The sequence below is a fragment of the Pseudomonas sp. St29 genome, from assembly GCF_001547915.1.
Classification (GTDB): Bacteria; Pseudomonadota; Gammaproteobacteria; order Pseudomonadales; family Pseudomonadaceae; genus Aquipseudomonas.
Map to the genome: position 1 here is coordinate 6,731,920 of NZ_AP014628.1, position 24,653 is coordinate 6,756,572.

Consider the following 24,653-nt stretch of genomic DNA (forward strand, 5'->3'; position numbering starts at 1 on the left):
CGAGCTTTGAAACCGGCAAGGGACTGCAAGCTTGAACCCAATCACAGGCGCCATCGCCCGGCGCATCGGTATTCGCGGGCTGTGTCTGGCACTGGCGCTGCTGGCGGGCGGCCCCGTTGCCCAGGCCTTCGACCTGTCGAAGATCCGCTGGTGGGAGATGCAGAGCGACATCCTGCTGGACGACCCGGAAACCGCCACGCTGCAACTCGAACCCTTTCCCCTGCCCGGGCTGGCCCAGTCGCCGGCCCGGCTGATCCTCAGCCAATACCAAGGGCTGTTCTACCTCAACGGCTATGGGGATGGGCAGTACCGGCAGCGGGTCTACAAGTCACCGCCCTTGCCGCTGTTCGATGCCCAGGCGCTCCAGGACTGCACGCCCGAGCAGCGCCCCGTAGAGGCCACCGACAACTGGCCGCCGAGCAAGCAGCTGGAAGCCGCCCTGAGCCTGATCAAGCTGAGTTTCGACTGCCAGAGCCCGGGCTGGGAGTTGAGCAATCGCTATCTGCTGGTGGACAGCCGCGATCCCCAGCGGCCGTTGCTGGCCATCGGTCAGCGCCAGGGGGAGGCACGGATCGACTTCATCCCGCAGCAACCAATCACCCCCGAACTGCAGCAGCGATGGCTGCAAGCCCTGCACAAATACCCGAAGCTGCTGGAACCCTTTGACGCCAGCAGCGGCCAGCTGAGCGTCAAGCCCTATGCGCCGCCGCCCGGCGCGGATCAGGTCTGGGCGGAGTTCCGCCAGTTGCACGCGCAATTGCGCGACGCCAAGGACAAGGCCCCGGGCATCGCCCGGGCGGAAGCCTTCTTCACCCGCCATGACTTTCGCGCCATCGCCCCCGAGCGCAGTACCTACCCGGGCCTGCTCAACGACATCGCCTATTGGGCCACCGAGGCCGGCCAGTTGCAGAGCGCCCGGCCCTGGCTGGCCTACGTGCTGCGTCGCGACCCGGGGCGCATGCCGACCTACCTCAACCTGGCGGACCTGGATTGGCGCCTGTACGAGCAGCAGCCCGCAGACACCCGGCACCGGGGCCGGGCCATGGAGAACTATCGGCTGTACTGCGGGCTGCGCCTGCAACGCCAGCTTGGGGTCCCCGCCAGGGTCACCCAGCGCCTGGGCCTTGAGGCACCCAGCGAACAGGCGTGCCAGAGCGCCTGGCCGCTGGTGACGGCGGTGGACCAGGGTGACGCGGGCGAAGTCCGGCGCCTGCTGCAAAGCGGCCTGCGCGGCGACGTGATCGCCGCCGACGGACGCCCGGCGCTGTTGCACGCCCTGGACAAGCCCGACCTGGACATCGCCCGGCTGTTGCTGGCCCATGGCGCCCGCCCACAGGGCCAGTACAACGGCCGCACCCAGGTGTTCCTGGCCATGCGCCGCGACCTCAAGGACAACCCCGACCTGAGCCAGGCCAAGCGCCTCAACTTCCTGCTGCAGGCCGGTGCCGCCATCGATGAACAGGATGCCCAGGGCGGCACCGTGCTGCAGGCAATGGCCAAGGAGCGCGACGACATCGAGCGCTTCAATTGGCTGTTGCAACACCCGCAGGACCTCGACAAACGCAGCGGGCCAGACGGCGAAACCGCGCTGTTCCTGGCGCTCAAGGGCGGCAACTACGCCGCCGCCAGAGAACTGATAAAGGCCGGTGCCAACCTCAACCTGAGCTACGGCCGCAATGCTTGCGCAGGGCAGCCGATTCGCGAAAGCCTGCTGATGATCGTCGCCGAACAGGGCTCGCCCGAGGTCATCAATCCCTGGGTCAGCCAGCAACAGAGCCTGGACATGTTCACCCTGCTGCTGGAAAAAGGCGCCGACCCCAACCTCGGCCGCTACTGCAAGAACAACGGCTACACCTGGCTGCTGGAGATCATGGCCCGGCGCAAGCGCGACGACATGCTCAAGGTGCTGCAAGGCTTTGCGCCACCACCGCCGGCGACGGCGTTTCGTCTTTGACGCGTGGCGCCCGCTGCGCCCCTGAAACAAAGCCCGGCACAACGGCGCCGATTGCATTACATTGCCGGGCTTTCTACCGGCAAGGGACTGCAACGTTGAAGCTACTCTCAGGCGCCATCGCCCGGCGCATCGGCATTCGCGGGCTAGGCCTGGCGCTGGCACTGCTGACGGCCGCCCCCGTGGCCCAGGCCTTCGACCTGGACCTGGCCTGGTTCAAATGGTCGGGAATGCGCCGCAACTTCGTCCTCGACTCCCCGGAAACCGCCACCCTGGAGCTCAAGCCGTTCCCCCTGCCGGGCCTGGAGCGAGTGCCGCTGCGGATTGTCCTGAGCCAGTACCGCGGGCTGTTCTACTTCAATGCCTACCAGGACCTGAAGTACCGGGAACGGATCTACAAGTCGCCGCCGATCGCCCTGTTCAGCCCCAAAGAGCTGCGGGCCTGTGTAGCCCCGGGCGATGACATCCCGGTCAGTGACATCTGGCCCACGAGCAACACCCTGGTCCCCGGCATCAGCCTGACGCCCCTGAGCTTCCAGTGTAAGGAGCCAGCCGAGTGGCAACTTAGCGGGCGCTACCTGCTGGTCGACCAGCGCGATCCGCAGCACCCGCTGCTGGCCATCAGTCACCGCCGGGACCTGAGCCAGATGGAATTCACCCCCCTGCAACCCATCAGCGAGGAAACCGGGCAGCAATGGTTGCAGGCCCTGGAGACATTCCCGCGGTGGTTCCGCCCCTTCACCCAAGGCAGCGGGCCGATCACCATCAACGCCTATGTGCCAGCGCCAGCCTCGACCCCGGACAGCCTCTGGAAAGAGTTCCGCGCGCTGCACGAACAACTGCGCACGGCCAAGGACAAACTGCCGGGCATCCGCGCAGTGGAAGACTTCTTCGTCGTCCATGACTTTCGCAGCATCGCCAGCGAGCGCCGCGAATACCCCGGCCTGCTGAATGACATCGCCTTCTGGGCCAGCCAGGCCGGTCAGCTGCAAACTGCCCGCCCCTGGCTCCGGGAAGTACTGCGCCGCGACCCTGGACGCATGCCGACCTACCTCAACCTGGCGGACCTGGACTGGGCGCTGTTCGAACAGCGGCCATTGGACAACGCCCATCAGGGCCGGGCCATCGAGGGCTATCGGGTGTATTGCGGCCTGCGCCTGCGACGCCAGATGAGCATCCCGCCCCGGGTCCTGCAGCGCCTGGGCCTGAGCGCCGCCAACCCACAGGCGTGCCAGGGCTTCTGGCCGCTGGTGGACGCGGTGGATGCCGGCGACCTGACCCAAGTGCAGCGCCTGCTGGCCAGCGGCATCAGCGGCGAGGTCATGGCCGACGATGGCCGCAGTGCCCTGTTGCACGCCCTGGACGCGCCGCACCTGGACATCGCCCGGCTGCTGCTGGAGCACGGCGCCCACACCAGCGGCCTGTACAACTGGACCACCCTGGCGACCCTGGCCATGCGCCGCGATCTGGGCGACAGCCCCGACCTGAGCCAGGGCGGGCGCCTGAAGTTCCTCATCGAGGCCGGTGTCGCCCTCGACGAACCCGACAGCCAGGGCGTGACGCCCCTGATGCAGATGGCCGAGAACAAGCGCAGCCTGCAAGGCTTCACTTGGCTGCTGCAACACCCGCAAAACCTCGACCGGCGCACCACCGCCGATGGTGAAACCGCGCTGTATCGGGCGTTTTCGGGCAACAACCAGGTGGCCATGAGGCAGCTGATAGAGGCCGGTGCCAACCTCAACCTGAGCTACGGCCGCGGCACCTGCTACAACCAGCCCGTCGGCGAAAGCCTGCTGACCCTGGTGGCCGACAAGACCTCCGCCGACGCCCAGTCGCCCTCCGTCAGCCAGCAGGACACCCTGGAGCTGTTCGCCCTGCTGCTGGAGAAAGGCGCCGACCCGACTGTCGGCCAGCACTGCGAGAAAAAGGGCTACACCCTGTTGCTGGAAGCCATCGCCCGGAACAAACGCGAGGACATGCTCAAGGTGCTGCAGCGCTACGTTCCCGCCCCACCTGCCGGCTGAAACCCGTGGCGCCCCGCAATGGGGCGCCACGCCTCTTTAAGGGGCGAATTTCGGTCAAACACTTTGGCCAGATCAATCCCCTTTTGGCCGCTCCTGCCGTTCTCCGAAACCCCGCGCCCCGCAAGACTGTGAGCCACCGAATCAGCCTGCGGAGAACAAGAAAATGCTGACGATCTACTCGGACGATCACCACCTGCACCACGGCCGTTGTGAACTCATCGATGGGCAACTGATGCCCTGTTTCGAAATGCCTTCCCGGGCCGACCACGTGCTGGACCGGGTGCAACAGCGCAACCTCGGTCCGGTCGAGGCACCCAGGGACTTCGGCCTGGAGCCTATCGAGCGCATCCACAGCCGGGCCTACCTGGACTTCTTCAAGGGCGCCTGGGAACGCTGGGCGGCACAGGGCATCGACGGCGACCTGCTGCCCTACACCTGGCCGGCGCGCACCCTGCGCAGCGTGATTCCCACCAGCCTCCACGGCCAGCTGGGCTACTACAGCTTCGACGGCGGCGCGCCGATCACCGCCGGCACCTGGCAGGCGGCCTACAGCGCAGCACAGGTGGCGCTGACCGCCCAGGCCCATATCCAGAACGGCGCCCACAGCGCCTTCGCCCTGTGCCGGCCACCGGGACACCACGCCGCCAGCGACCTGATGGGCGGTTACTGCTACCTGAACAACGCTGCCATCGCCGCCCAGGCGTTCCTCGACCAGGGCCACCGGAAAGTCGCGATCCTCGATGTCGACTACCACCACGGCAACGGCACCCAGTCGATTTTCTATGAGCGCAGCGACGTGCTCTTCACCTCGATCCACGGCCACCCGGAAGCCGAGTTCCCGTTCTTCCTGGGCTATGCCGACGAATGCGGCGAAGGCGCCGGGGAAGGTTTCAACTTCAACTACCCACTGGCCGCCGGCAGCGGCTGGGACCTGTGGAGCGCGGCCCTGGAGCAGGCCTGCGACGAGATCCAGCGCTTTGGCGCCGACATCATCGTGGTGTCCCTGGGCGTGGACACCTTCAAGGACGACCCGATCTCGCAATTCAAACTCGACAGCCCGGATTACCTGGCCATGGGCAAGCGCATCGCCGCCCTCGGCAAGCCGACGCTGTTCGTCATGGAAGGCGGTTACGCGGTAGCAGAAATCGGCATCAACGCCGTGAACGTTCTCGAAGGTTTTCAAAGCGCCCAGTGAGGGATTCGCATCATGCAAAGACTCAAACGCTTAGTGATTCCCGCCCTGTGCGCCAGCCTGCTGGGCACCGCCGCCCACGCCGAAGAGCGCACGCTGCGGGTGTACAACTGGTTCGACTACATCACCCCCAAGGCCCTGGAGGATTTCAAGGCGCAGAACAGCCAGGTGAAGCTGGTCTACGACATCTTCGACACCAACGAAGCCCTGGAGGCCAAGCTGCTGACCGGCAACTCCGGGTATGACGTGGTGGTGCCGTCCAACGTGTTCCTGGCCAAGCAGATCGAGGCCGGGGTGTTCCAGCCCCTGGACCGCAGCAAGCTGCCCAACTGGAACCACCTGGACCCCAAGCTGATGAAGCTGATCGAGGCCAACGACCCGGGCAACCAGTTCGCCGTGCCCTACATGTACGGCACCATCCTGATCGGCTTCAACCCGGACAAGGTCAAGGCCGCCCTGGGCGACCAGGCGCCGGTGGACAGTTGGGACCTGATCTTCAAGGAAGAGAACATCAGCAAGCTCAAGCAGTGCGGCGTGGCCCTGCTGGATTCGCCGTCGGAAATCCTGCCCCTGGCCCTGCAGCACCTGGGCCTGGACCCCAACAGCAAGAAGCCGGCGGACTACGAGAAAGCTGAAGCGCTGCTGATGAAGATTCGCCCGTACATCACCTACTTCCATTCGTCCAAGTACATGGCCGACATCGCCAACGGCGACATCTGCGTGGCGGTGGGTTATTCGGGGAGCTTCTCCCAGGCCGCCAACCGCGCCAAGGAAGCCAAGAACGGCGTGACCGTGGACATGCGCCTGCCCAAGGAAGGCGCGCCGATCTGGTTCGACATGCTGGCGATCCCCAAGGGCGCCAAGGATCCGCAAGACGCCTACACCTTCATCAACTACCTGCTGCAACCCCAGGTGATCGCCCCGGTCAGCGACTTTGTCGGTTACCCGAACCCGAACAAGGACGCCACGGAGCTGGTGGACCCTTCGATCCGCAACAACCCCAACCTGTATCCGACAGCAGCGGCGATGAACACCCTGTATACCCTGCAGCCGCTGCCCCGTGATGCGGAGCGGGCGCGGACCCGGGCCTGGACCAAGATCAAGTCCGGCACCTGACCCTCATCCAGGACGGGAACCGCACGCCCTGTGGCGAGCGAGCTTGCTCGCGCTGGATGGCGCAGCAAGCCCAAAAGCGGTTTCCCGGTTCTGCCTGATACACCGCAACCGTCGGCTTTACGACCGCTGCGCGGCCGAGCGGGAGCACGCTCCCTCGCCACGACAAGTGGTTAGCAGCCACTGAGGCCTTGGGGGCTGCGCTCTGCGGCGAAGAACCAGGGCCGCAGGCGCACGCCGACGCCGTTGCCGATAAAGGCCGCCACCAGCCACAGCCAGCCATGCAGGCTGCCGGAGGCGATGCCGCTGAAGTAGGCGCCGATGTTGCAGCCATAGGCCAGGCGCGAGCCGTAGCCCAGCAGCAGCCCGCCGATCACCGCCGCCACCAGGGAACGGGCGGGGATCTTCAGGCTCGGGGCAAAACGTCCCGCCAGTCCCGCTGCCAACAAGGCCCCCAGGACGATGCCGATGTCCATGACGCTGGTGATGTCCTGCCACACCGGGGCCGCCAGGGCCTTGGCATTCGCCGCGCTCTGCCAGAACACCCAACTGCCCACGTCCACGCCCAAGCCACTGGCGACTTTCGCCCCCCACAGGGCGAACGCCGAGGTGATGCCCCACGGGCGCCCGGCCAGGGCCAGGGTGGCGAAGTTGAGCAACGCCAGGGCCACCGCGCCCCAGACCTGCGGCCAGGGGCCGCGTAGCAGGCGGCGCCAGCCCTGGTGCGGGCTGGCGACCGGGGCTTCGAGGCGGCCATGGCGGCGTTTTTCCAGGGTCTGGGTGAGCAAGGCGATCAGCGCAAACAGGCACAGGCTCAAGCCCAGGGCCGGGCCGACGCCGAAGCTCTGGACGATGGAAATCGGCGGCAGCGACGGCAGGGCGAACCACCAGTCCACATGCTGGGTGGCGAGCAGCGAACCGCAGATGAAGAACGCCAGGGTCACCAGCATCCGCGCATTGCCGCCGCCGACGGTGAACAGGGTGCCCGACGCGCAGCCGCCACCCAGTTGCATGCCGATACCGAAGATAAAGGCGCCGACGATCACCGACACCCCGGCCGGCGCCACCAGCCCCACCACCGGCTGGCCGAACAGGCTGCCCGCCCCCAACGCCGGGAAAAACAGCAATACCGCCAGGGCCAGCATGACCATCTGCGCCCGCAGGCCGGCGCCACGCCGATCACGGATAAACACCCGCCAGGCCGAGGTGAAACCAAAGGCCGCGTGATACAGGGTCAACCCCAGGGCCGCCCCCAGCAGCAACAGCAGCACCTGCCGAGCCCCGACCTGGACCTGCAGGAACAAGGCGCCAAGCACCAACAGCAGCAAGGCGCACAGCGGGGCGCCGAACTTGCGTTCAGGCGCCAGGGAGAGGGTCTGGCTCATGGGAATGCTCGGGCAGGAAAGGACCCGCGAGTATACCCGCTCAAACCCTCCAGGCCTGGCGCAAACGCCCCAGCGCAGCCTGGATATCGGCTTCGGGCACCGCAGCAAACCCCAGCACCAGTCCGGCCCGCCGATCCGCGGGCAAGGCCGTTTGCGGCAACCAGTAGGTGCTCAGACCGTTGACCTCGACATCGACACTGGCCGCCTGCTCCAGCAGTTGCTGCTCCCGGGCCAGGCTGTCCACGCGCACTGTCAGGTGCAGCCCGGCGGCCACCGTGGGCAGTGGTCCGACGCCTGGGATCGCCTCGGGCCAGCCGGCGAGCAAGGTGTTGCGCCGGCTCAGGGCGGCCCGGCGCATGCGCCGGATATGCCGCTGGAAGTGCCCGGCGGCCATGAACTCGGCCATCACCGCCTGGGTGCTGACTTCGGAATGGCGCACATCCACCGCCCGGCGCCGGGCAAAGGCCTGCACCAGATGCGGCGGCAACACCAGGTAGCCCAGGCGCAGTGCCGGGAACGCGACCTTGCCGAAGGTGCCGACATAGATCACCCGTCCCTGCCGGTCCAGCGCCGCCAGCGGGGCCAGGGGCGCGCCGCTGTAGCGGTATTCGCCGTCGTAGTCGTCCTCGACGATCCAGCCTCCGCTGCGCTCGGCCCAGGCCAGCAACTCCAGGCGCCGGGCCAGGCTCATGATCACCCCGGTGGGGTACTGATGGGACGGGGTGACATAGGCCAGGCGGCAGTGCTCCAGTTGCTCCAGCTGGCGGCAGTCGATGCCTTCCTGGTCCACCGCCACGCCCTGCAGTCGCGCCCCGGCCACGGCAAAGGCGTGACCCGCCGCCCGATAGCCTGGGTTTTCCACAGCCACCACGTCACCGGGCTCCACCAGCAGCTGTGCACAAAGGCTGATGCCCTGTTGCGCACCACTGGTGATCACAATTTGTTCAGCGGTGCACTGCAGCCCCCGGGCACTGCGCAGGTAAGCGGCGATCAGGCCGCGCAGCCGCGAATCGCCGGCGGAGTCGCCGTAGCACAGCTGGTGCAGGTTCGGCCTGCGCCAGAAAGCCGCATTCAGCTTGGCCCAGACCTCGAACGGGAACAGATCGAAAGCCGGCACGCCGACCCGAAAAGCCCGCGGCGGACCACTGGGCGGCGTACTCAGATGGTGCTCTTGCAGGCGCTGCACACCACTGCTGTGGATAACTTTACTGGATGCATCACCAGTTATTTCCGTCGATTTTGTGGATAACCCTGTGGGTAAGCCTGTTGACAACCCTGTGGATACTTTTGTGGATAGTTTTTTGATGGGTAACCGGGTTTCCGGCAATTGGGCCACGTAGGTGCCATCGCCGACCCGCCCTTCGATAAAACCCTCGGCATACAGCTGGTCATAGGCGCGCACCACGCTGTTGCGGGAAATCCCCAGCGCCGCCGCCAGGTCGCGGCTGGCCGGCAAGCGCGTGCCGCTGGCCAGGCGCCCGTCCAGCACCCGCAGGCGCAGGGCCTGGTACAGCTGGCGGCTAAGGCCCTGGCGCCGATCCAGCTGGATCCCGGCAGGGTTGAAAGACAGCGGAGGCAAGGCACTGTTCATCGCGGGGCACCCGGGAATTGGACCTATGAAATAGACCAGAGATGGCTCTTACAACGAACCATTAGCCTGCCTAGGATGCAGCCACTCGCCAAGGAGTTTTTCCATGTACCTGCCTCGCGCTTTCGTCGATGAAGACCTTTCCCGCCTCCACGGCGTGATGCAACACAGCCGTCTGGCCACCCTGGTGACCTGGGGCGCCCTGGGCCTGCAAGCCAGCCACCTGCCGTTGCTGCTGGACCCCGGGCAAGGTGCCAGCGGCACGCTCTATGGGCACCTGGCCAAGGCCAACCCGCAATGCGCCGAGCTGGCCAGCGGTGCCGAGGCGCTGGTGATTTTCAGCGGCGAAGACGCCTACATCAGCCCGTCGTTCTATCCGGGCAAGGCCGAACACGGCAAAGTGGTGCCCACCTGGAACTACGTGGCAGTGCACGCCTATGGCCAGCCCGAAATATTCAGCGACCCGCAGCGGTTGCTGCAGGTGGTCGAGGGCCTGACCGAACGCCATGAGGCCGGCCGCCCGCAACCGTGGAAGGTGGCCGATGCTCCGGCCGACTATGTCGATGGCATGCTCAAGGCGATTGTCGGTTTCGCCCTGCCGATCCAGCGCCTGGAGGGCAAGCGCAAGCTCAGCCAGAACCGCAAGGCCGAAGACATCGCCGGGGTCCGTGAAGGCCTGGCGGCCAGCGCCGACCCGCGTGACCAGCAACTGTCGCAACTGATGGGCTGAGTGCCCGTCCAGAACAATAAAGGAGCTTTCATGAGCCAGATTCAGATCCGCCCCGTCACCGCTGCCGACCACGCCGCCTGGCTGCCGTTGTGGCAGGCCTACCTGCGCTTCTACGAAACCGAACTGCCGGACACCGTGACCCAGAGCACCTGGCAGCGTTTTCTCGATACCCGCGAACCGACCCACTCCGCCCTGGCCTGGGACGGCGAGCGCGCCGTGGGCCTGGTGCATTTCATCTACCACCGCTCCAACTGGAGCATCGAGAATGCCTGCTACCTGCAGGACCTGCTGGTGACTCCGGACCAGCGCGGCACCGGTGTCGGCCGCCAGTTGATCGAGTTCGTCTACACCCGGGCCAAGCAGGACGGCTGCGCCAAGGTGCATTGGCTGACCCACGAAACCAATGCCACGGCCATCCAGCTCTACGAGCGCATTGCCGAGCGTCCGGGCTTTATCCAGTTCCGCAAACCCCTCTGAACCCGCAAGGAGCCACTGCATGTCGATTTCTCTCGCCGATTGGAAAGGCGTCCCCGCCCCTTCGGCCACCCTGCTTGAAGGTCGCTTCATCCGTTTGGAAAGGCTCGACCCGGCGCGCCACGGCGATCAGCTGTTCCAGGTGCTGCAAGGCCCCGGCGCCGACCCGGTGCTGTGGAACTACCTGCCTTACGGCCCCTTCCCCGAGCGCGCGGTGTTCGACGCCTGGCTCGGCAATCACGCCCTGGCCAGCGATCCGTATTTCTTCACCGTCATCGACCGCGCCAGTGGCCAGGCCCAGGGCCTGATCAGCCTGATGTCCATCGTTCCGGCCCAGGGCCGCATCGAGATCGGCCACGTCACCTTCGGCGCGCCGATGCAGCGCTCGCCCAAGAGCACCGAGGCGGTGTACCTGCTGGCCAGGGAAGCCTTCGCCCTGGGCTACCGGCGCCTGGAGTGGAAGTGCAACAACGACAACGCCCGCTCGCGCTATGCCGCCGAGCGTTTGGGTTTCAGCTTCGAGGGGGTGTTTCGCCAGCACATGGTGGCCAAGGGGCAGAACCGCGATACCGCGTGGTTCTCGATCCTGGATGGGGAATGGCCGGCGATCGCCAAGGGCTTCGAGCAATGGCTCAGCGATGAGAACCAGAGCGGCTCGGGGCAGCTCAAGTCTCTGGCGGAGTGTCGCGGGTAACCGGGGGGTCGCCGGCAAGCCGGCGCCGAAAAGAGAGCGGTGGACCCGGCCTGGTAGAAGACCTGTAGCCGCTGCCGCAGGCTGCGACCGGGCTGGGCGGCACTCCGACGCAGCGGGCGCCGCCGTTGAAGGCCGCGGAAGGTCTTGCGGACCTTGGCGCAGCCTGCGGCAGCGGCTACAGGGGTCAGCCCAGCTTCTGCGCCAGCACCGCAATGTGCTCCGGGCCGATGCCGCAGCAACCGCCGACATGGCTGGCACCGCGCTGGTGCCAGTCCGCTACCCATCGCAGGTAACCCGGCGGATCCAGGTCTTCGCGCAGCGGGCACAGGCCGTCGTTGGCGGTGGCATCCTCGGGTTGCGGCGGGAAGGCGTTGGCGTACACGCCAATATGGATCTGCACCCCCAGGCGCTCGAAGGTGTCACGGGCCGCATCCACCGCCGCGCCTATCACTTCCGGCTGGCTGCAGTTGAACAGCAGGGTCTGCACCCCCAGTTGCGCCGCCACCGCCGCCGCGTCAGCCACCGGCTCGCCGGAACGCAGGCGTGGCACTTCATCGACGTCTTCATCCTTCAGGGTGAAGGACAGCCAGAACGGCTTGCCGTCCTTGGGCAATCCTGCGTGGATGGCCCGCGCTTCGGCGATCGAGCTTTGGGTTTCTGCGAGCCACAGGTCCACGAACGGCGCCAGTCCTTTAACCAGCGGACTCAGCACTTCCTCGACCCGGGACGCATCGAATAGGTCCGGGCGATAGGAGCCGAACAGCGGCGGCAACGAACCCGCCACCCGCACCGGCTTGCCGGAGGCCTCCACCGCGCGGCGCGCCAGCTCACCGGCCAGGGCCGCCAGGGCCTGGCCTTCGGCGGCAAAGCGCTCTTCACCGATGTGGAACGGCACCACGGCGTAGCTGTTGCTGGTGATGACGTTGGAACCGCTGGCGATATAGGCCGCATGCACCGCCTCCACCGCCTGGGGGTCTTCGCTCAACGCCAGGGCTGACCACTCGGGCTGCCGGAACGGCGCACCACGGCGCTGCAACTCACGACCCATACCGCCATCCAGAATTACCGTGCTACCTGCGCCCATATGCTTTTTACTCATATGCTTATGAAAATAACTCACTACCGGAGTCGTTCTTATAACTATTAAATACGCACCATTCGGTTAATAACAACTCTTTTTCAGTCAGGATTCCGATGAATTTCAAACCGCTGCTGGCCCTCGGCCTGACCGTACTTGCCGCCTCCTCCCAAGCCTTCGCCGGCGCCACCTTGGAGCGTATCGAGCAGAAAAAGGAACTGGTCGGGGTGCTGATGGAAAGCTACCCGCCCTTCTCCTTCCTCAATGAGCAGAACCAGCTGGACGGTTTCGACGTCGACGTGGCCAAGGCCGTGGCCGACAAGCTCGGGGTCAAGCTGCGCCTGGAAACCCCGTCCTGGGACGTGATCGCCGCCGGACGCTGGAGCGGGCGCTATGACATCTGCATCTGCTCCATGACCCCGAGCAAGGCTCGCGCCGAGGTCTTCGACTTCCCGGTGCAGTACTACGCCTCGCCGGCGGTGATCGTGGTCAACGCCAAGGACGAGCGAATCCACGGCGCCAAGGACCTGAGCGACAAGAAGGTCGGCCTGACCGCCGCCTCCAGCTACGAGAGCTACCTGAACAAGAACCTGGTGATCGAAGGCGCGGAAGACACCCAGCTGCAATACCCCTTCGAGAACGTGCAGATCGCCCCCTACGACACCGACAACGTGGCCTTCCAGGACCTCGGCCTGGGCCCGGGCGTGCGCCTGGATGCGATCCTCACCAACCTGGTCACCGCGCAACCGCGGCTGACCCAGGATGCGCGCTTCAAGCTGGCCGGCGAGCCGCTGTACGCCGAGCCCAACTCGGTGGCCATCGAGAAAGGCGATGCGCAGTGGAACGCCAAGGTGCGTGAAGTCTTCGCCCAGTTGAAGCAGGACGGCACCCTGAGCAAGCTGTCGCAGAAATGGATCGGCGCCGACATCAGCCAATGACTGCCTACACACCACCGCCGCAGCCACCACAAGCGGTGGCTGAACCGCTGCTCAAGCGCCTGCTGGGCTTTCGCAGCCGCCTGTACCTGACCTGGGCGGCGCTGCTGGGGCTGTTCGCCAGCTTCTTCCTGAGCTTCGACCTGAAGTTCTCGATCATCCTCGACAAGCTGCCAAACCTGCTGGGCCTGCACCTGTCGCCCAGCGGCTTTCTCCAGGGCGCGGCGCTGACCCTGTTCCTCTGCGCCTGCTCCATCGTCGCCTCGTCGCTGCTGGGCTTTGTCACCGCCCTGGCGCGCCTGTCGTCCAGCGCCGTGGCGTTCGGCATCGCCAGCTTCTACGCCTCGTTCTTTCGCGGCACGCCGCTGCTGATCCAGATCCTGCTGATCTACCTCGGCCTGCCGCAACTGGGCGTGGTGCCGGGCGCCATCACCGCCGGGATCATCGCCCTGTCGCTGAACTACGGCGCCTACCTCAGCGAGATCTTCCGCGCCGGCCTCCTCGGCGTGCCCCACGGCCAGCGTCAGGCGGCCCTGGCCCTGGGCATGAGCGACAGCGTGATCTTCTGGCAGGTGACCCTGCCCCAGGCCATGCGCACCATCATTCCGCCGACCACCAACCAGTTCATCTCGATGCTCAAGGACTCGTCGCTGATCTCGGTGATGGGGGTCTGGGAAGTGATGTTCCTGGCCCAGTCCTATGGCCGTTCCAGCTACCGCTACATCGAGATGCTGAGCACCGCGGCGCTGATCTACTGGCTGCTGTCCATCGGCCTGGAACTGATCCAGGCGCGGATGGAAAGGCATTACGGCAAGGGTTACGCCAAGCGCGGCTGAGGCTCAGGCGAGCGCCGAAGGCCCGGGAGCACCCGGGCCCCTTTGCCCCCGCTCCGGCTCATCGAGCAGCGAACGGGCGCGGCTGGTCTTCTGCACCTTCACCACCCCCATCTGCAGGCCGAATGGCTTGAACACCGCCGTCAATGACTTGAGGGTCGGGTTGCCGTCACCGTGCTCGATGTGGATCAGGGTGCGCAGGGAGATCCGGCACATGCGGGCGAACTGGCTCTGATGCAGCCCCGTGACTTCAGTCCGCAGGCGCTTGACCGCCTCGCCAATCGGCAGGCGACCGGCCGCCATTTCCTGCTGGATGTCGTCGATCAGGGCCCCGCGTTCTTCCAGCGTCATGTTCATCGCAATCCCCACTCCTGCAGGCGTCGGTCCAGGTGGCGCAGGTGAATGCGCGGATGATTCAAGGTGGCTTCGGGCAGGCCGCCGGCACTCAGCAGGTCCGGCAGGGCCCGCAGTTGTTCGGCGTCTGCGCGCAGGCGCGTGAGGGCGGCCTCGGGGTCGAGCAGCGGCTTGAGACTGGCGCACACCAGGCGCCAGTCGACCTCACCGGCCACTTCCATGCGCCCGGGCCATTTGGTGGTGCGGGCAATCCCCTGGTCACCCATGACCTTGGGCGCCAGGTCATGGATTGGCGCCAGGCGCACCCCAGCCTCAGTGCGCAGCACCGACAGCGTGCGCCCATGATTGTCGGTGTTGCCGAGGATCCTGTTGAGCAGGTCGCGCCGCAGGTAATCCGCCACCAGCTCGGGGATCAACGCCTCCTGGCCGGCGGCGCGCCACAGTTCGGCGAGGATCCCCAGGACCTCGGTATGGCGCATGCCTTGGCCATGGCCCACCAGAGCGGCCAGGGAATAGATCGACTCCACCGCCAGACGCTCGACCCCGGCGGACGTCAGCTGGCGGTCAAAACGCTGCATCCACAGGCTTGGCCGACGCCCCTCTTCCAGCGCCAGCCCAGGCGCCGGGAACGTCTCGATACCCAGCTGCTGCAGTGCCCGGTAGTAATGGAACTCGCTTCTGAGGATGTCGCAGGCATTCGGCGAAGCCGGGTTACGGGGAAACTTCACCCACCAGTGACGCGCGGCATGGGCGTCATCGAGCAGCGCATCGGGGTACAACAAGCCCTCGCGGTTTTCCGTCAGCAACAGCCTGGGCGCTTCGTCGCCGATGCTCGCCGTGCCACCAAAGGCCGCCGCCTGCTCATGGGCGTATTCCAGAAAACGGTTATCCAGGGTCACCACCTGTTCCCGGGTAAAACCCAGGGCCGGACGCCTGTGCAGCCCTGCCAGGGACTCCTTGATCCGCAGATGGCCAATGGGCGCCGCGGTGCTTCGGGCCAGGAGGAACAGCTCGCTGCCCATGCCATCGGGCCGCTCATGGCCGATCTGCCGCAGCAAAAAGCGGCGCGCCGCCGGCGTGGCGACCAGGTCATAAAGAAAGGCCGGCGCCCGCTCTTCTCGCCAGGGCTCCCAGCCCAAGGGTATCTGCGCACTGACCGAGCGGCTCAGCGGGCTGGCAACCGCGTCCAGGTTGTCCACCAGGTACTGCGGGACATAACCAAAGCTGCAAGGGCTGGCAAAGCCCGCTTCGGGGTTGTCGAAACTCAGGGTCATGGCATCGGTCCACGCCCCTGCGCCGTAGAGCTGCAACGTCAGCCGGAGCATTGGGTTACCTGTATTTGCTGCACGTGTATAGAAACTCCGCCTCAATCATCCGTGCATTATATTGCAGTTATTCCAAGCCTCAGAGCCAATAAGTGCATCTAAATGCATTTCAATAAACTATTTGCTACATAAAATGCATTAAATGACACTTCAAAAAAGCCAAAAAAAGGGGAGCCGTAGCTCCCCCGAGGTAAACCGTTGCAGATGAGGGCCTGAACTCAGCCCTCGATCTCGATCAGGATTTCGCCCGGGTTGACCCGGTCGCCCTTGGCCACATGAATCGCCACCACCTTGCCGGCCACCGCGGCCTGGACTTCGGTTTCCATCTTCATGGCTTCAGTGATCAGTACCGCCTGGCCTTCCTTGACCACGTCGCCTTCCTTGACCAGCACATCGACGATGTTGCCCGGCATGGTGGTGCTGACATGGCCCGGCGCACTGGCCTGCTTGCGCTTGCTGCCACCGCCGCCGACGAATTCGTTGAGCGGCTCGAACACCACTTCTTCCGGCATGCCGTCGATGGACAGGTAGAAGTGACGCTTGCCTTCGGCCTTGACCCCGACACCGGTGATGTCGACGCGGTAGGTTTCGCCGTGTACGTCGATAACGAACTCGGTAGGCACGCCTTCACCGCCCGGCTTGCTGACGCCACCGGCTTCGGGGATCGGCAGCAATACTTCCGGAACCAGGGTGCCGGCCTCACGCTCTTCGAGGAATTTGCGCCCGATGTCCGGGAACATGGCGTAGGTCAGCACGTCTTCCTCGGAATGGGCCAGGGCACCGATTTCGCCGCGCAGCTTGGTCATTTCCGGTTTCAGCAGGTCGGCCGGACGCACGTCGATCACGTCCTCGCTGCCGATGGCCTGGCGCCGCAGGTTTTCGTCCACCTGACCCGGGGCCTTGCCGTAGCCGCCCTGCAGGTAGAGCTTCACTTCGTTGGTGATGGTCTTGTAGCGCTCGCCGGCCAGGACGTTGAAGAACGCCTGGGTGCCGACGATCTGCGAGGTCGGGGTCACCAGCGGCGGGTAGCCCAGGTCGTGACGCACCCGCGGGATCTCGGCCAGCACTTCGCCCATGCGGTTCAGCGCGCCCTGCTCTTTCAACTGGTTGGCCAGGTTGGAAATCATCCCGCCCGGCACCTGGTTGACCTGCACCCGGGTATCGACCGCGGTGAACTCGCTTTCGAACTGGTGGTACTTCTTGCGCACGGCGTAGAAGTACAGGCCGATCTCTTGCAGCAGCTCCAGGTCCAGGCCGGTGTCGAATTCACTGCCTTTGAGGGCCGCGACCATGGACTCGGTGCCCGGGTGGCTGGTGCCCCAGGCGAAGCTGGAGATGGCGGTGTCGATATGGTCGGCGCCGTTCTCGATGGCCTTGAGCTGGCACATGGCAGCCAGGCCGGCGGTGTCGTGGGAGTGGATGAACACCGGCAGCGACAGCTCGGCCTTCAGCGCCTTGACCAGCTCGCCGGTGGCGTAAGGGGTCAGCAGGCCGGCCATGTCCTTGATCGCGATGGAGTCGCAACCCATGGCTTCCATCTGCTTGGCCTGGGCCACGAAGGCCTCGATGGTGTGCACCGGGCTGGTGGTGTAGGCGATGGTGCCCTGGGCGTGCTTGCCGGCGGCCTTCACCGCTTCGATGGCGACCCGTAGGTTACGCACGTCGTTCATGGCGTCGAAGATGCGGAACACGTCGATGCCATTGACCGCGGCCTTGGCCACGAAGGCCTTGACCACGTCGTCGCTGTAGTGGCGGTAGCCCAGCAGGTTCTGCCCGCGCAGGAGCATCTGCAGGCGAGTGTTGGGCAGCGCCGCGCGCAGTTTGCGCAGGCGCTCCCACGGGTCTTCCTTGAGGAAGCGCACGCAGGCGTCGAAGGTGGCGCCGCCCCAGACTTCCAGGGACCAGTAGCCGACTTTGTCGAGCTTGTCGCAGATCGGCAGCATGTCTTCGGTGCGCATGCGGGTGGCCAGCAGCGACTGGTGGGCGTCACGCAGGATGGTGTCGGTAACGAAGATCTTTTTAGTCATTGGTATCTCCTCATGGCGGCAAGCTCCAAGCTACAAGCCGCCAGTAAAAGCCGATCCGCTTCTACTTGGCGCTTGCCGCTGACAGCTTGCGGCTGCTTATTCATAGGCCTGCGTGGGCGGCGATGGCGGCGGCGATGGCCAGGGCCAGCTCTTCGGGTTTGCGCTTGATCGAGTAGTTGGTCAGTTCCGGATGGCTTTCAACGAAGCTGGTATTGAACTGACCGCTACGGAATTCCGGATTGCGCAGGATTTCCTGGTAGTAGGCGGCGGTGGTCTTGACCCCTTGCAGGCGCATGTCGTCGAGGGCGCGCAGGCCACGGTCCATCGCTTCTTCCCAGGTCAGGGCCCAGACCACCAGCTTCAGGCACATGGAGTCGTAGAACGGCGGAATGGTGTAGCCGGTGTAGATCGCCGTATCGGTACGCACGCCGGGGCCGCCGGGAGCGTAGTAACGGGTGATCTTGCCGAAGCTGGGGAGGAAGTTGTTCTTCGGGTCCTCGGCGTTGATCCGGAACTGCAGGGCAAAGCCGCGGTGGTGGATGTCTTCCTGCTTCACCGACAGAGGCAGGCCCGAGGCGATGCGGATCTGCTCGCGAACGATGTCGATGCCGGTGATTTCCTCGGTGATGGTGTGTTCCACCTGCACCCGGGTGTTCATTTCCATGAAGTACACCTCGCCCTCGGCGAGCAGGAACTCCACGGTGCCGGCGTTCTCGTAGCCCACGGCCTTGGCCGCGCGCACCGACAGGTCGCCGATGTAGGCGCGCTGTTCCGGAGTCAGCTGCGGGCTCGGGGCGATCTCGATGAGCTTCTGGTTGCGGCGCTGGATCGAGCAGTCGCGCTCGAACAGGTGCACCACGTTGCCAAAGCTGTCACCGAGGATCTGCGCTTCGATGTGCTTGGGATTGACGATGCATTTTTCCAGGAACACTTCCGCCGAACCAAAGGCCTTGGTGGCTTCGGAAATCACTCGGGGGAACGCTTGCTCCAGCTCTTCACGGCTGTTGCAGCGACGAATGCCGCGGCCGCCACCACCGGAGGTGGCCTTGAGCATCACCGGGTAGCCGATGCGGTCGCCTTCGGCCAGGGCTTCGTGGATATCCGCAACGTTGCCTTCGGTGCCCGGGGTCACCGGCACGCCGGCCTTGATCATGCTGCGGCGGGCTTCGGTCTTGTCGCCCATGCGACGGATGACTTCCGCCGAAGGACCTATGAACTTGACTCCACGTTCGGCACAGATGTCTGCCAGTTCGGCATTTTCCGAAAGGAAGCCATAGCCGGGATGCAGGGCATCGCAGCCAGTTTCCACCGCCAGGTTCACCAGTTTGCGCGGGTTCAGGTAGCCGGCCAGCGGCTCGGCGCCAATGCTGTGGGCCTCATCCGCGCGCTTCACATGCAGGGCATGGCGATCGGCGTCGGAGAAGATCGCTACCGAACGGATGCCCATCTCGGCGCAGGCACGCACGATTCGTACGGCGATCTCACCACGGTTGGCGATCAGGATCTTTTTTATCACTTGGAGGTTCCCTTGAGCCGTTGGAACAAACGACCCGCTAGACCGAGTCGGCGCGTGACCAAATGTTTCAGGTCAGTCGCCGCGTCACACTAGCTCTGAAGAGGGATTAACAAAAATCAATAATTATTGGGTTGGGCATAAGTAAAGACTTATAGTCGTGCCACAAGCCCCAGGCGCGAGCACTCCAGAAATGCGTAAGTCCTTGATGAGACTGACATTGCGTCAGTTGCAGATTTTCAATGAAGTCTGCGATCTGCGCTCCTACAGCCGCGCCGCCGACGAAATGAATCTCACCCAGCCGGCGGTCAGCCTGCAGATCCGTCAGCTGGAGGAACTGATCGGCCAGCCGCTGTTCGATTACGTCGGCAAGAAGCTCTACATGACCGAAGCCGCCGAAGCCCTGCAACGGGCCAGCCGGGACATCTTCGGACGCCTGGAAAACCTCGACATGCAGCTCTCGGACATGCAGGGCTCGCTGCAGGGCCAGCTCAAGCTGGCGGTGGAATCCAGCGCCAAGTACTTCGTCCCGCACCTGTTCGCCGCCTTCAAGCGCCAGCATCCGGAAGTCCACCTGCAGCTGACCGTGGTCAACCGCGCCCAGGTGATCCGCCGCCTCTCGGACAACCGTGACGACCTGGTGATCATGTCCATGGTGCCCCAGGACATGGAGCTGGAATTCCTGCCGTTTCTCAACAACCCCATCGTCGCTGTAGCGCCACCGGATCATCCCCTGAGCCACATGGGCCCGCTGCGCCTGCAGGACCTGGAACCCTACACCCTGGTGCTGCGCGAACCGGGCTCGGGCACGCGCCTGGCCTGCGAGGAGTACTTCAAGGAGAAGCGCGTGCACTTCACCCAGATCCTCGAAGTGTCGTCGGCCGAGGCTCAGCGCGAGTGCGTGCGGGCGGGCCTGGGCGTGGCCTTGCTGACGCGCCACGCCCTGAACCTTGAGTTGGCGACCGGCGGGTTGATCGAGTTGCCGGTCGAAGAGCTGCCATTGCTTCGCAGCTGGTGCCTGGTGCAGGCCAAAGCCAAACGCCTGTCACCGGTAGCGCATGCGTTCCTGGGATTCATCCGCAGCGAACGGGTGCAGATCAGCGGGCTGGTTGAACGCTTCGACGGGAAGCCGCGGGTGCCGCCTGCCAGTAATTGACGGCCTCAAGCTCGGGGTAATCGTTGATTTCCTGCTGCAACTGACGCAGCTCGAAGCGGTGTTCGATCGCACGCCGAAATTCCATGCGGCGCTGGTCTTCCTGCTGACGACGGGTCTTGACGGCGCTGTTGCTCTCTTCGTAAGGCCGGGCCATTTCGAGTCTCCCAATGCGAGTACGGAAGCTTCACGATGGACGTCGGCAGTTACGGTTTGGCGGCGACTCGGTTACAGGACGATGAACATTCGCCTGCCCAACACCGCTCTGGGCGCTGGCTGGCTTGCGCAAGAGCCGGCTTGGCGGCAAAAGCGTGGGTCACCCAAGCCCCTGTCGCCAGCCAGCGCAAACCCGCCCAGCCGCTCCTGACAGGCAGGCTCAATCGTCCAGGGCTTTGACCGACTTGGGCGACAGACGCAGGCTGCGCAGACTGCGCTTGACGCTCTTGAGGTGGTTGACCAGGCTCGGCCCGCGGGCCATCGCCACGCCCATGGCCAGCACGTCGATCACCACCAGGTGGGCGATGCGCGAAGTCAGCGGGGTGTAGATCTCGGTGTCTTCGTGGACGTCGATGGCCAGGTTGACCGTGGACAGCTCGGCCAACGGCGTCTGGCTCGGGCACAGGGTGATCAGCGAGGCGCCGCTTTCACGCACCAGGTTGGCGGTGATCAGCAGGTCCTTGGAACGCCCGGACTGGGAAATGCAGATGGCCACGTCGGTGGGCTTGAGGGTCACCGCCGACATCGCCTGCATGTGCGGGTCGGAATAGGCCGCCGCGGTCAGCAGCAGGCGGAAGAACTTGTGCTGGGCGTCCGCCGCCACTGCGCCCGAGGCGCCAAAGCCGTAGAACTCCACGCGCTGGGCCTGGGACATGGCGGTCACCGCCTGCTGCAGGGCCACCGGATCGAGCTTCTCGCGAACCTCCATCAGGGTGTGCAGGGTGGTGTCGAAGATCTTCAGGCTGTAGTCGGCGACGGAATCGTCTTCATGGATCGCGAACTGGCCGAAACTGGCCCCGGCCGCGAGGCTCTGCGCCAGCTTGAGCTTCAGGTCCTGGAAACCGGAACAGCCGATGGCCCGGCAGAAGCGCACGATGGTCGGTTCGCTGATGCCCACGCTGTGGGCCAGGTCCGCCATGGAACTGTGCATCACCGCCGCAGGATCAAGGAGCACGTGATCGGCGACCTTGAGTTCCGATTTGCGTAACAAATGACGTGACTGGGCAATGTGCTGCAACAGGTTCAAAGGGCTGGACTCATTGTTATTGGCTGACGCCGGAGATGTAGCAAGCTTGTAGTTATACTACAGGAATCGTCTTTTTGCCTGCTCAATGCATCACGAAGTTGCCGGCCTACCCCCCATTTTCAGCCGGGTACGACTTATGTAGCCGTTGTGGCGCACGCCGATAAAGGCTAGCGAGTCTGGGCCTGCAACAGCAGCGCCAGGCCCTCGGCGTTCACCGGACGACTGATCAGATAGCCCTGCACTTCATCGCAGTGCTCGGCCCGCAGGAACGTCAGTTGACCGGGCTCTTCGACGCCCTCGGCCACCACCTTCAGCGACAACCCGTGGGCCATGGCAATGATCGCCCGGGTGATGGCGGCGTCCTCGCCTCCGTCGGCCAGCCCACGGATAAAGGCCTGGTCGATCTTCACGTAGTCCACCGGAATCCGCTTGAGGTAGCTCAGGGACGAGTAACCGGTGCCGAAGTCGTCAATGGCCAGCTTCACCCCCAGGGCGCGCAGTTGCCGGAAGGTGGCGATGATGTGCTCGACGCTGTCCAGCAACTGGCTTTCGGTTAGCTCCAGCTCCAGCAGGTGCGGCTCCAGGCCGGTCTCCTCCAGCACCTGGCGCACCAGACTCACCAGCTTGCCCTGGCGCAACTGATACACCGACAGGTTGACCGACACCCGAATCGGCTCTAGGCCCTGGCGCTGCCATTCACAGGCCTGTCGGCAGGCCTGGCGCAGGACGAATTCGCCGATGGGACCGATCAGCCCGGTTTCTTCCGCCAGCCCGATAAAGTCTCCCGGCGGCACCCGGCCCATGGTCGGGTGGTCCCAGCGCACCAGGGCCTCGGCGGCATTCAGGCGGCCCGTGGCCAGGCACAGTTTGGGCTGGTAGAAGACCATCAGCTGGTCTTCTTCGATGGCCTTGCGCAACTGGTTCTCCAGTTGCAGCCGCTCCAGGGTGCTGGCTTGCAGGCTTTCGGTATAGAACTGGAAGTTGTTGCCGCCCAGGTGCTTGGCGTGGGCCATGGCCATGTTCGCCTGGCTGACCAGGGCGGCAATCTCCCGGGCGCTGTCCGGCAGCATGCTGATGCCCATGGAGGCGCTGACCACCAGTTCGTGGCCCTCAACGGTGATCGGCAGGCGCAACTTGCTGAGCAAGCGGGTCGCCACCCGGGTCAGGCTCGACAGGCTGCCGTAGGCATCGAACAGCACGGCGAACTCGTCACCGGACAAGCGCGCGATGGTGTCGGCTTCCGGCAGCGCATTGACCAGCCGTCGCGCCATTTTCTGCAACAGCTGGTCGGCCACTTCATGGCCGAGGCTGTCATTGAGCAGCTTGAAGCGATCCAGATTGATGTGCAGCAAGGCCAGGCTGCGGCTGCCCTGGCGCACCCGCTGGTGGGCCTCGCGCAGGCGCTCGCGGAACAGCGAGCGGTTGGCCAGCCCGGTGAGCTCGTCATAGTGGGTGAGGTAGCGCATGCGCTCCTCGGATTCACGCCTAGCCGACAGATCGGCGAAGAAGCCCACGATATGCCGGACTTTTCCCCGCCTGTCGCGCACCACGTTCAGTTGCAGCCACTGCGGATAAAGCTCGCCATTCTTGCGGGTTTCCACCAGTTCGCCCTGCCAGCTGCCGTGCTGCTCCAGGGCCTGGTGAATCATCGGATAGTGACGACGGGCATCGCGGCTGCAGGACAGCTCCACCACATTGCGCCCGAGCATGTCTTCGACCTGATAGCCGGTGACCAGACTGAAGGCCTGGTTGGCGGCAATCAGGGCGTAATCGGGGTCAAGGATGACTATCCCTTCGCTGGCCGCCTCGAACACTGTGGCGGCCAGGTCGCGCTGCACTTCCAGCTCCTTGTCGGCACTGATATCGCGCCGCGTGCCCACCATGCGCAGCACCCGTCCGTCGGGGCTGCGTTCCACCGCTCGACCACGGTCCTCGATCCACACCCAGCGGCCATCGCCATGGCGCACCCGGTATTCCACCTGATAGTCCTCGCTGCGGCCCTTGAGGTGCTCCACCAGGGCACGCTTGAGCACGGGCAGATCCTCGGGATGCAGCCGCGGCTTGAGGTGGCTGAGCATCGCCGTGACGTCTTCCGGCTCCAGGCCGAACAGCTCCTTGAGCTGGGTGTGATGGACCTCATCGGTCTGCAGGTTCCAGTCCCACAGTCCCAGCTCGCTGGCGTCCAGGGCCAGGGCCAAGCGCGCCTCGCTCTTGCTCAGGGCCTGGTTGGCCGCGTCCAGCTCCAGGCTGCGCTGAGCCACCCGCTGCTCCAGCCCGGCCTGGGCCTCGCGCAACTGCTCCTCGGCGCGGCGGCGTTGCTCCACTTCCCGGGCCAGCTCGCGGTTGAGCTGGTTGCTGCGGCTCTGGGCGTCCTGCAGGTGCTCGATCAGGGCCTGATTCTGAAAGCGTCGCAGCAAGCCGCGCTGGATCAGGCGATTGACCTGCCACGCCACCACGCTCAAGGACACCAGGAGAATCAGCCCCAGCCAGCCCCAGCCCCGCTGCTGCTCGTCGCCGCCCCAGAACAGGTAGGCAATCGCCGGCAGCAGGCACGGCAAGGTGAAGGAAAGAAAGGCCTGCAGGCTGACCGCATAGGCCACGCTGGCCGAAAGAATGGCCGCGCCGATCAGGCCGAAGACCCACGCCTGCTGGAGAAAACTGTCGGTGGGCACCAGAGCGATGCCGGCACAGGCCAGGGTCAGGCCGCTGACCGTCGAGCCCAGAAGAAACATGCGCTGCCAGACCGGCTGCGCCTGGCGGCTGGGGATGGCCGAGTCGAAGGCCGCCACCTGGATCACCCGCAAGGCCACCAGGGCCAGCAGCCAGACCATCCACACGCTGAGCAACAGATAGCGCGCCGGGCTCCAGAGCAGCCAGGTGCACACCAGACCATTGAGCAGCATGAACAGCGTCGGCAGCAGCGAGCCCTGATACAGCAGACGCGTGCGTTCCACCGCCATCTCGACGGCGTAGCGCAAAAGGATAACCCGCGGTTCCACCAAGGGGCCGGACAGGTCGGGATTATGGGTCATAGGCAGTGT

The 24,653-nt window shown here is 65.1% G+C and carries 19 protein-coding genes and 1 pseudogene; 10 read left to right on the forward strand and 10 right to left on the reverse strand.

Going from position 1 to position 24,653, the window contains the following annotated elements; translation table 11 throughout:
• The first annotated feature begins 31 nt into the window (after positions 1-31).
• The 4 genes from PST29_RS30170 (at position 32) to PST29_RS30185 (ending at position 6,283) form a co-directional block, all read left to right on the forward strand.
• A complete protein-coding gene (locus PST29_RS30170; RefSeq protein ID WP_060845014.1) occupies positions 32-1,954 on the forward strand; it encodes an ankyrin repeat domain-containing protein in 1,923 nt (640 codons plus the stop codon).
• Between the two features lie 95 nt (positions 1,955-2,049).
• The gene (locus tag PST29_RS30175) at positions 2,050-3,975 is read left to right on the forward strand and encodes an ankyrin repeat domain-containing protein (RefSeq protein ID WP_060845015.1); all 1,926 of its coding nucleotides are present in this window, start codon (positions 2,050-2,052) and stop codon (positions 3,973-3,975) included.
• Positions 3,976-4,138: 163 nt separating this feature from the next.
• Positions 4,139-5,170: a histone deacetylase family protein gene (locus PST29_RS30180; protein ID WP_060841787.1), complete on the forward strand. Its 1,032-nt coding sequence runs from the start codon at positions 4,139-4,141 to the stop codon at positions 5,168-5,170.
• A 12-nt stretch (positions 5,171-5,182) separates the two neighbouring features.
• Positions 5,183-6,283 (forward strand): polyamine ABC transporter substrate-binding protein, encoded by a 1,101-nt coding sequence (locus PST29_RS30185; RefSeq protein WP_060841788.1) that lies wholly within the window; start codon positions 5,183-5,185, stop codon positions 6,281-6,283.
• 170 nt (positions 6,284-6,453) lie between these two features.
• Here the strand turns inward: PST29_RS30185 and PST29_RS30190 are convergent, their stop codons facing one another.
• Together PST29_RS30190 and pdxR are read right to left on the reverse strand one after the other, a co-directional pair.
• Positions 6,454-7,665 (reverse strand): YeeE/YedE family protein, encoded by a 1,212-nt coding sequence (locus tag PST29_RS30190; RefSeq protein WP_060845016.1) that lies wholly within the window; start codon positions 7,663-7,665, stop codon positions 6,454-6,456.
• Between the two features lie 40 nt (positions 7,666-7,705).
• The gene (gene pdxR, locus PST29_RS30195; protein ID WP_060845017.1) at positions 7,706-9,256 is read right to left on the reverse strand and encodes a MocR-like pyridoxine biosynthesis transcription factor PdxR; all 1,551 of its coding nucleotides are present in this window, start codon (positions 9,254-9,256) and stop codon (positions 7,706-7,708) included.
• A gap of 103 nt (positions 9,257-9,359) precedes the next feature.
• On the opposite strand from pdxR, the gene PST29_RS30200 reads away from it, so the two are divergent.
• Genes PST29_RS30200 through PST29_RS30210 form a run of 3 tightly spaced genes read left to right on the forward strand, consistent with a single transcriptional unit; the run spans position 9,360 to position 11,151 of the window.
• Positions 9,360-9,983, forward strand: a complete 624-nt coding sequence (locus PST29_RS30200; protein WP_060845018.1) for an FMN-binding negative transcriptional regulator — start codon at positions 9,360-9,362, stop codon at positions 9,981-9,983.
• 30 nt (positions 9,984-10,013) lie between these two features.
• Positions 10,014-10,460, forward strand: coding sequence for a GNAT family N-acetyltransferase (locus PST29_RS30205; RefSeq protein WP_060845019.1), 447 nt, complete (start codon positions 10,014-10,016; stop codon positions 10,458-10,460).
• Positions 10,461-10,479: 19 nt separating this feature from the next.
• Positions 10,480-11,151 (forward strand): GNAT family N-acetyltransferase, encoded by a 672-nt coding sequence (locus PST29_RS30210; RefSeq protein WP_060841793.1) that lies wholly within the window; start codon positions 10,480-10,482, stop codon positions 11,149-11,151.
• Positions 11,152-11,335: 184 nt separating this feature from the next.
• On the opposite strand, the gene PST29_RS30215 is transcribed toward PST29_RS30210, so the two are convergent.
• Entirely contained in the window at positions 11,336-12,235 is a 900-nt protein-coding gene (locus PST29_RS30215) for a homocysteine S-methyltransferase family protein (protein WP_060845020.1), read from the reverse strand.
• A 110-nt stretch (positions 12,236-12,345) separates the two neighbouring features.
• Here PST29_RS30215 and PST29_RS30220 point away from each other — a divergent pair, with 110 nt between their 5' ends.
• Entirely contained in the window at positions 12,346-13,167 is an 822-nt protein-coding gene (locus PST29_RS30220) for an ABC transporter substrate-binding protein (protein ID WP_047306683.1), read from the forward strand.
• Positions 13,164-14,000: an amino acid ABC transporter permease gene (locus PST29_RS30225; RefSeq protein WP_060845021.1), complete on the forward strand. Its 837-nt coding sequence runs from the start codon at positions 13,164-13,166 to the stop codon at positions 13,998-14,000. The genes PST29_RS30220 and PST29_RS30225 overlap by 4 nt, the downstream gene beginning before the upstream one ends.
• Positions 14,001-14,090: 90 nt before the next feature.
• Here PST29_RS30225 and PST29_RS30230 read toward each other — a convergent pair.
• The 4 genes and pseudogenes from PST29_RS30230 to PST29_RS30245 form a co-directional block, all read right to left on the reverse strand.
• A pseudogene (locus PST29_RS30230) lies at positions 14,091-14,354 on the reverse strand (helix-turn-helix domain-containing protein); the annotation flags it as partial.
• A complete protein-coding gene (locus tag PST29_RS30235) occupies positions 14,351-15,625 on the reverse strand; it encodes a type II toxin-antitoxin system HipA family toxin (protein ID WP_082729346.1) in 1,275 nt (424 codons plus the stop codon). The pseudogene PST29_RS30230 and the gene PST29_RS30235, both read right to left, overlap by 4 nt.
• Positions 15,626-15,894: 269 nt before the next feature.
• On the reverse strand, positions 15,895-17,703 hold the full coding sequence (gene oadA, locus PST29_RS30240) for a sodium-extruding oxaloacetate decarboxylase subunit alpha (protein ID WP_060841798.1): 1,809 nt from the start codon (positions 17,701-17,703) through the stop codon (positions 15,895-15,897).
• 100 nt (positions 17,704-17,803) lie between these two features.
• Positions 17,804-19,219, reverse strand: coding sequence for an acetyl-CoA carboxylase biotin carboxylase subunit (locus PST29_RS30245; RefSeq protein WP_047306688.1), 1,416 nt, complete (start codon positions 19,217-19,219; stop codon positions 17,804-17,806).
• Positions 19,220-19,409: 190 nt separating this feature from the next.
• Between PST29_RS30245 and PST29_RS30250 the strand changes: the two genes are divergently transcribed.
• Positions 19,410-20,372, forward strand: coding sequence for a LysR family transcriptional regulator (locus PST29_RS30250; RefSeq protein WP_060845023.1), 963 nt, complete (start codon positions 19,410-19,412; stop codon positions 20,370-20,372).
• Here PST29_RS30250 and PST29_RS31425 read toward each other — a convergent pair.
• The 3 genes from PST29_RS31425 to PST29_RS30260 form a co-directional block, all read right to left on the reverse strand.
• Positions 20,314-20,526, reverse strand: a complete 213-nt coding sequence (locus PST29_RS31425; RefSeq protein ID WP_016966283.1) for a PA3496 family putative envelope integrity protein — start codon at positions 20,524-20,526, stop codon at positions 20,314-20,316. The two genes, PST29_RS30250 and PST29_RS31425, sit on opposite strands and share 59 nt — an antisense overlap.
• A 219-nt stretch (positions 20,527-20,745) precedes the next feature.
• The gene (gene hexR / locus PST29_RS30255) at positions 20,746-21,612 is read right to left on the reverse strand and encodes a transcriptional regulator HexR (protein WP_011064325.1); all 867 of its coding nucleotides are present in this window, start codon (positions 21,610-21,612) and stop codon (positions 20,746-20,748) included.
• Positions 21,613-21,779: 167 nt separating this feature from the next.
• The gene (locus PST29_RS30260; protein WP_060841800.1) at positions 21,780-24,644 is read right to left on the reverse strand and encodes a GGDEF domain-containing phosphodiesterase; all 2,865 of its coding nucleotides are present in this window, start codon (positions 24,642-24,644) and stop codon (positions 21,780-21,782) included.
• Between the last annotated feature and the right edge of the window lie 9 nt (positions 24,645-24,653).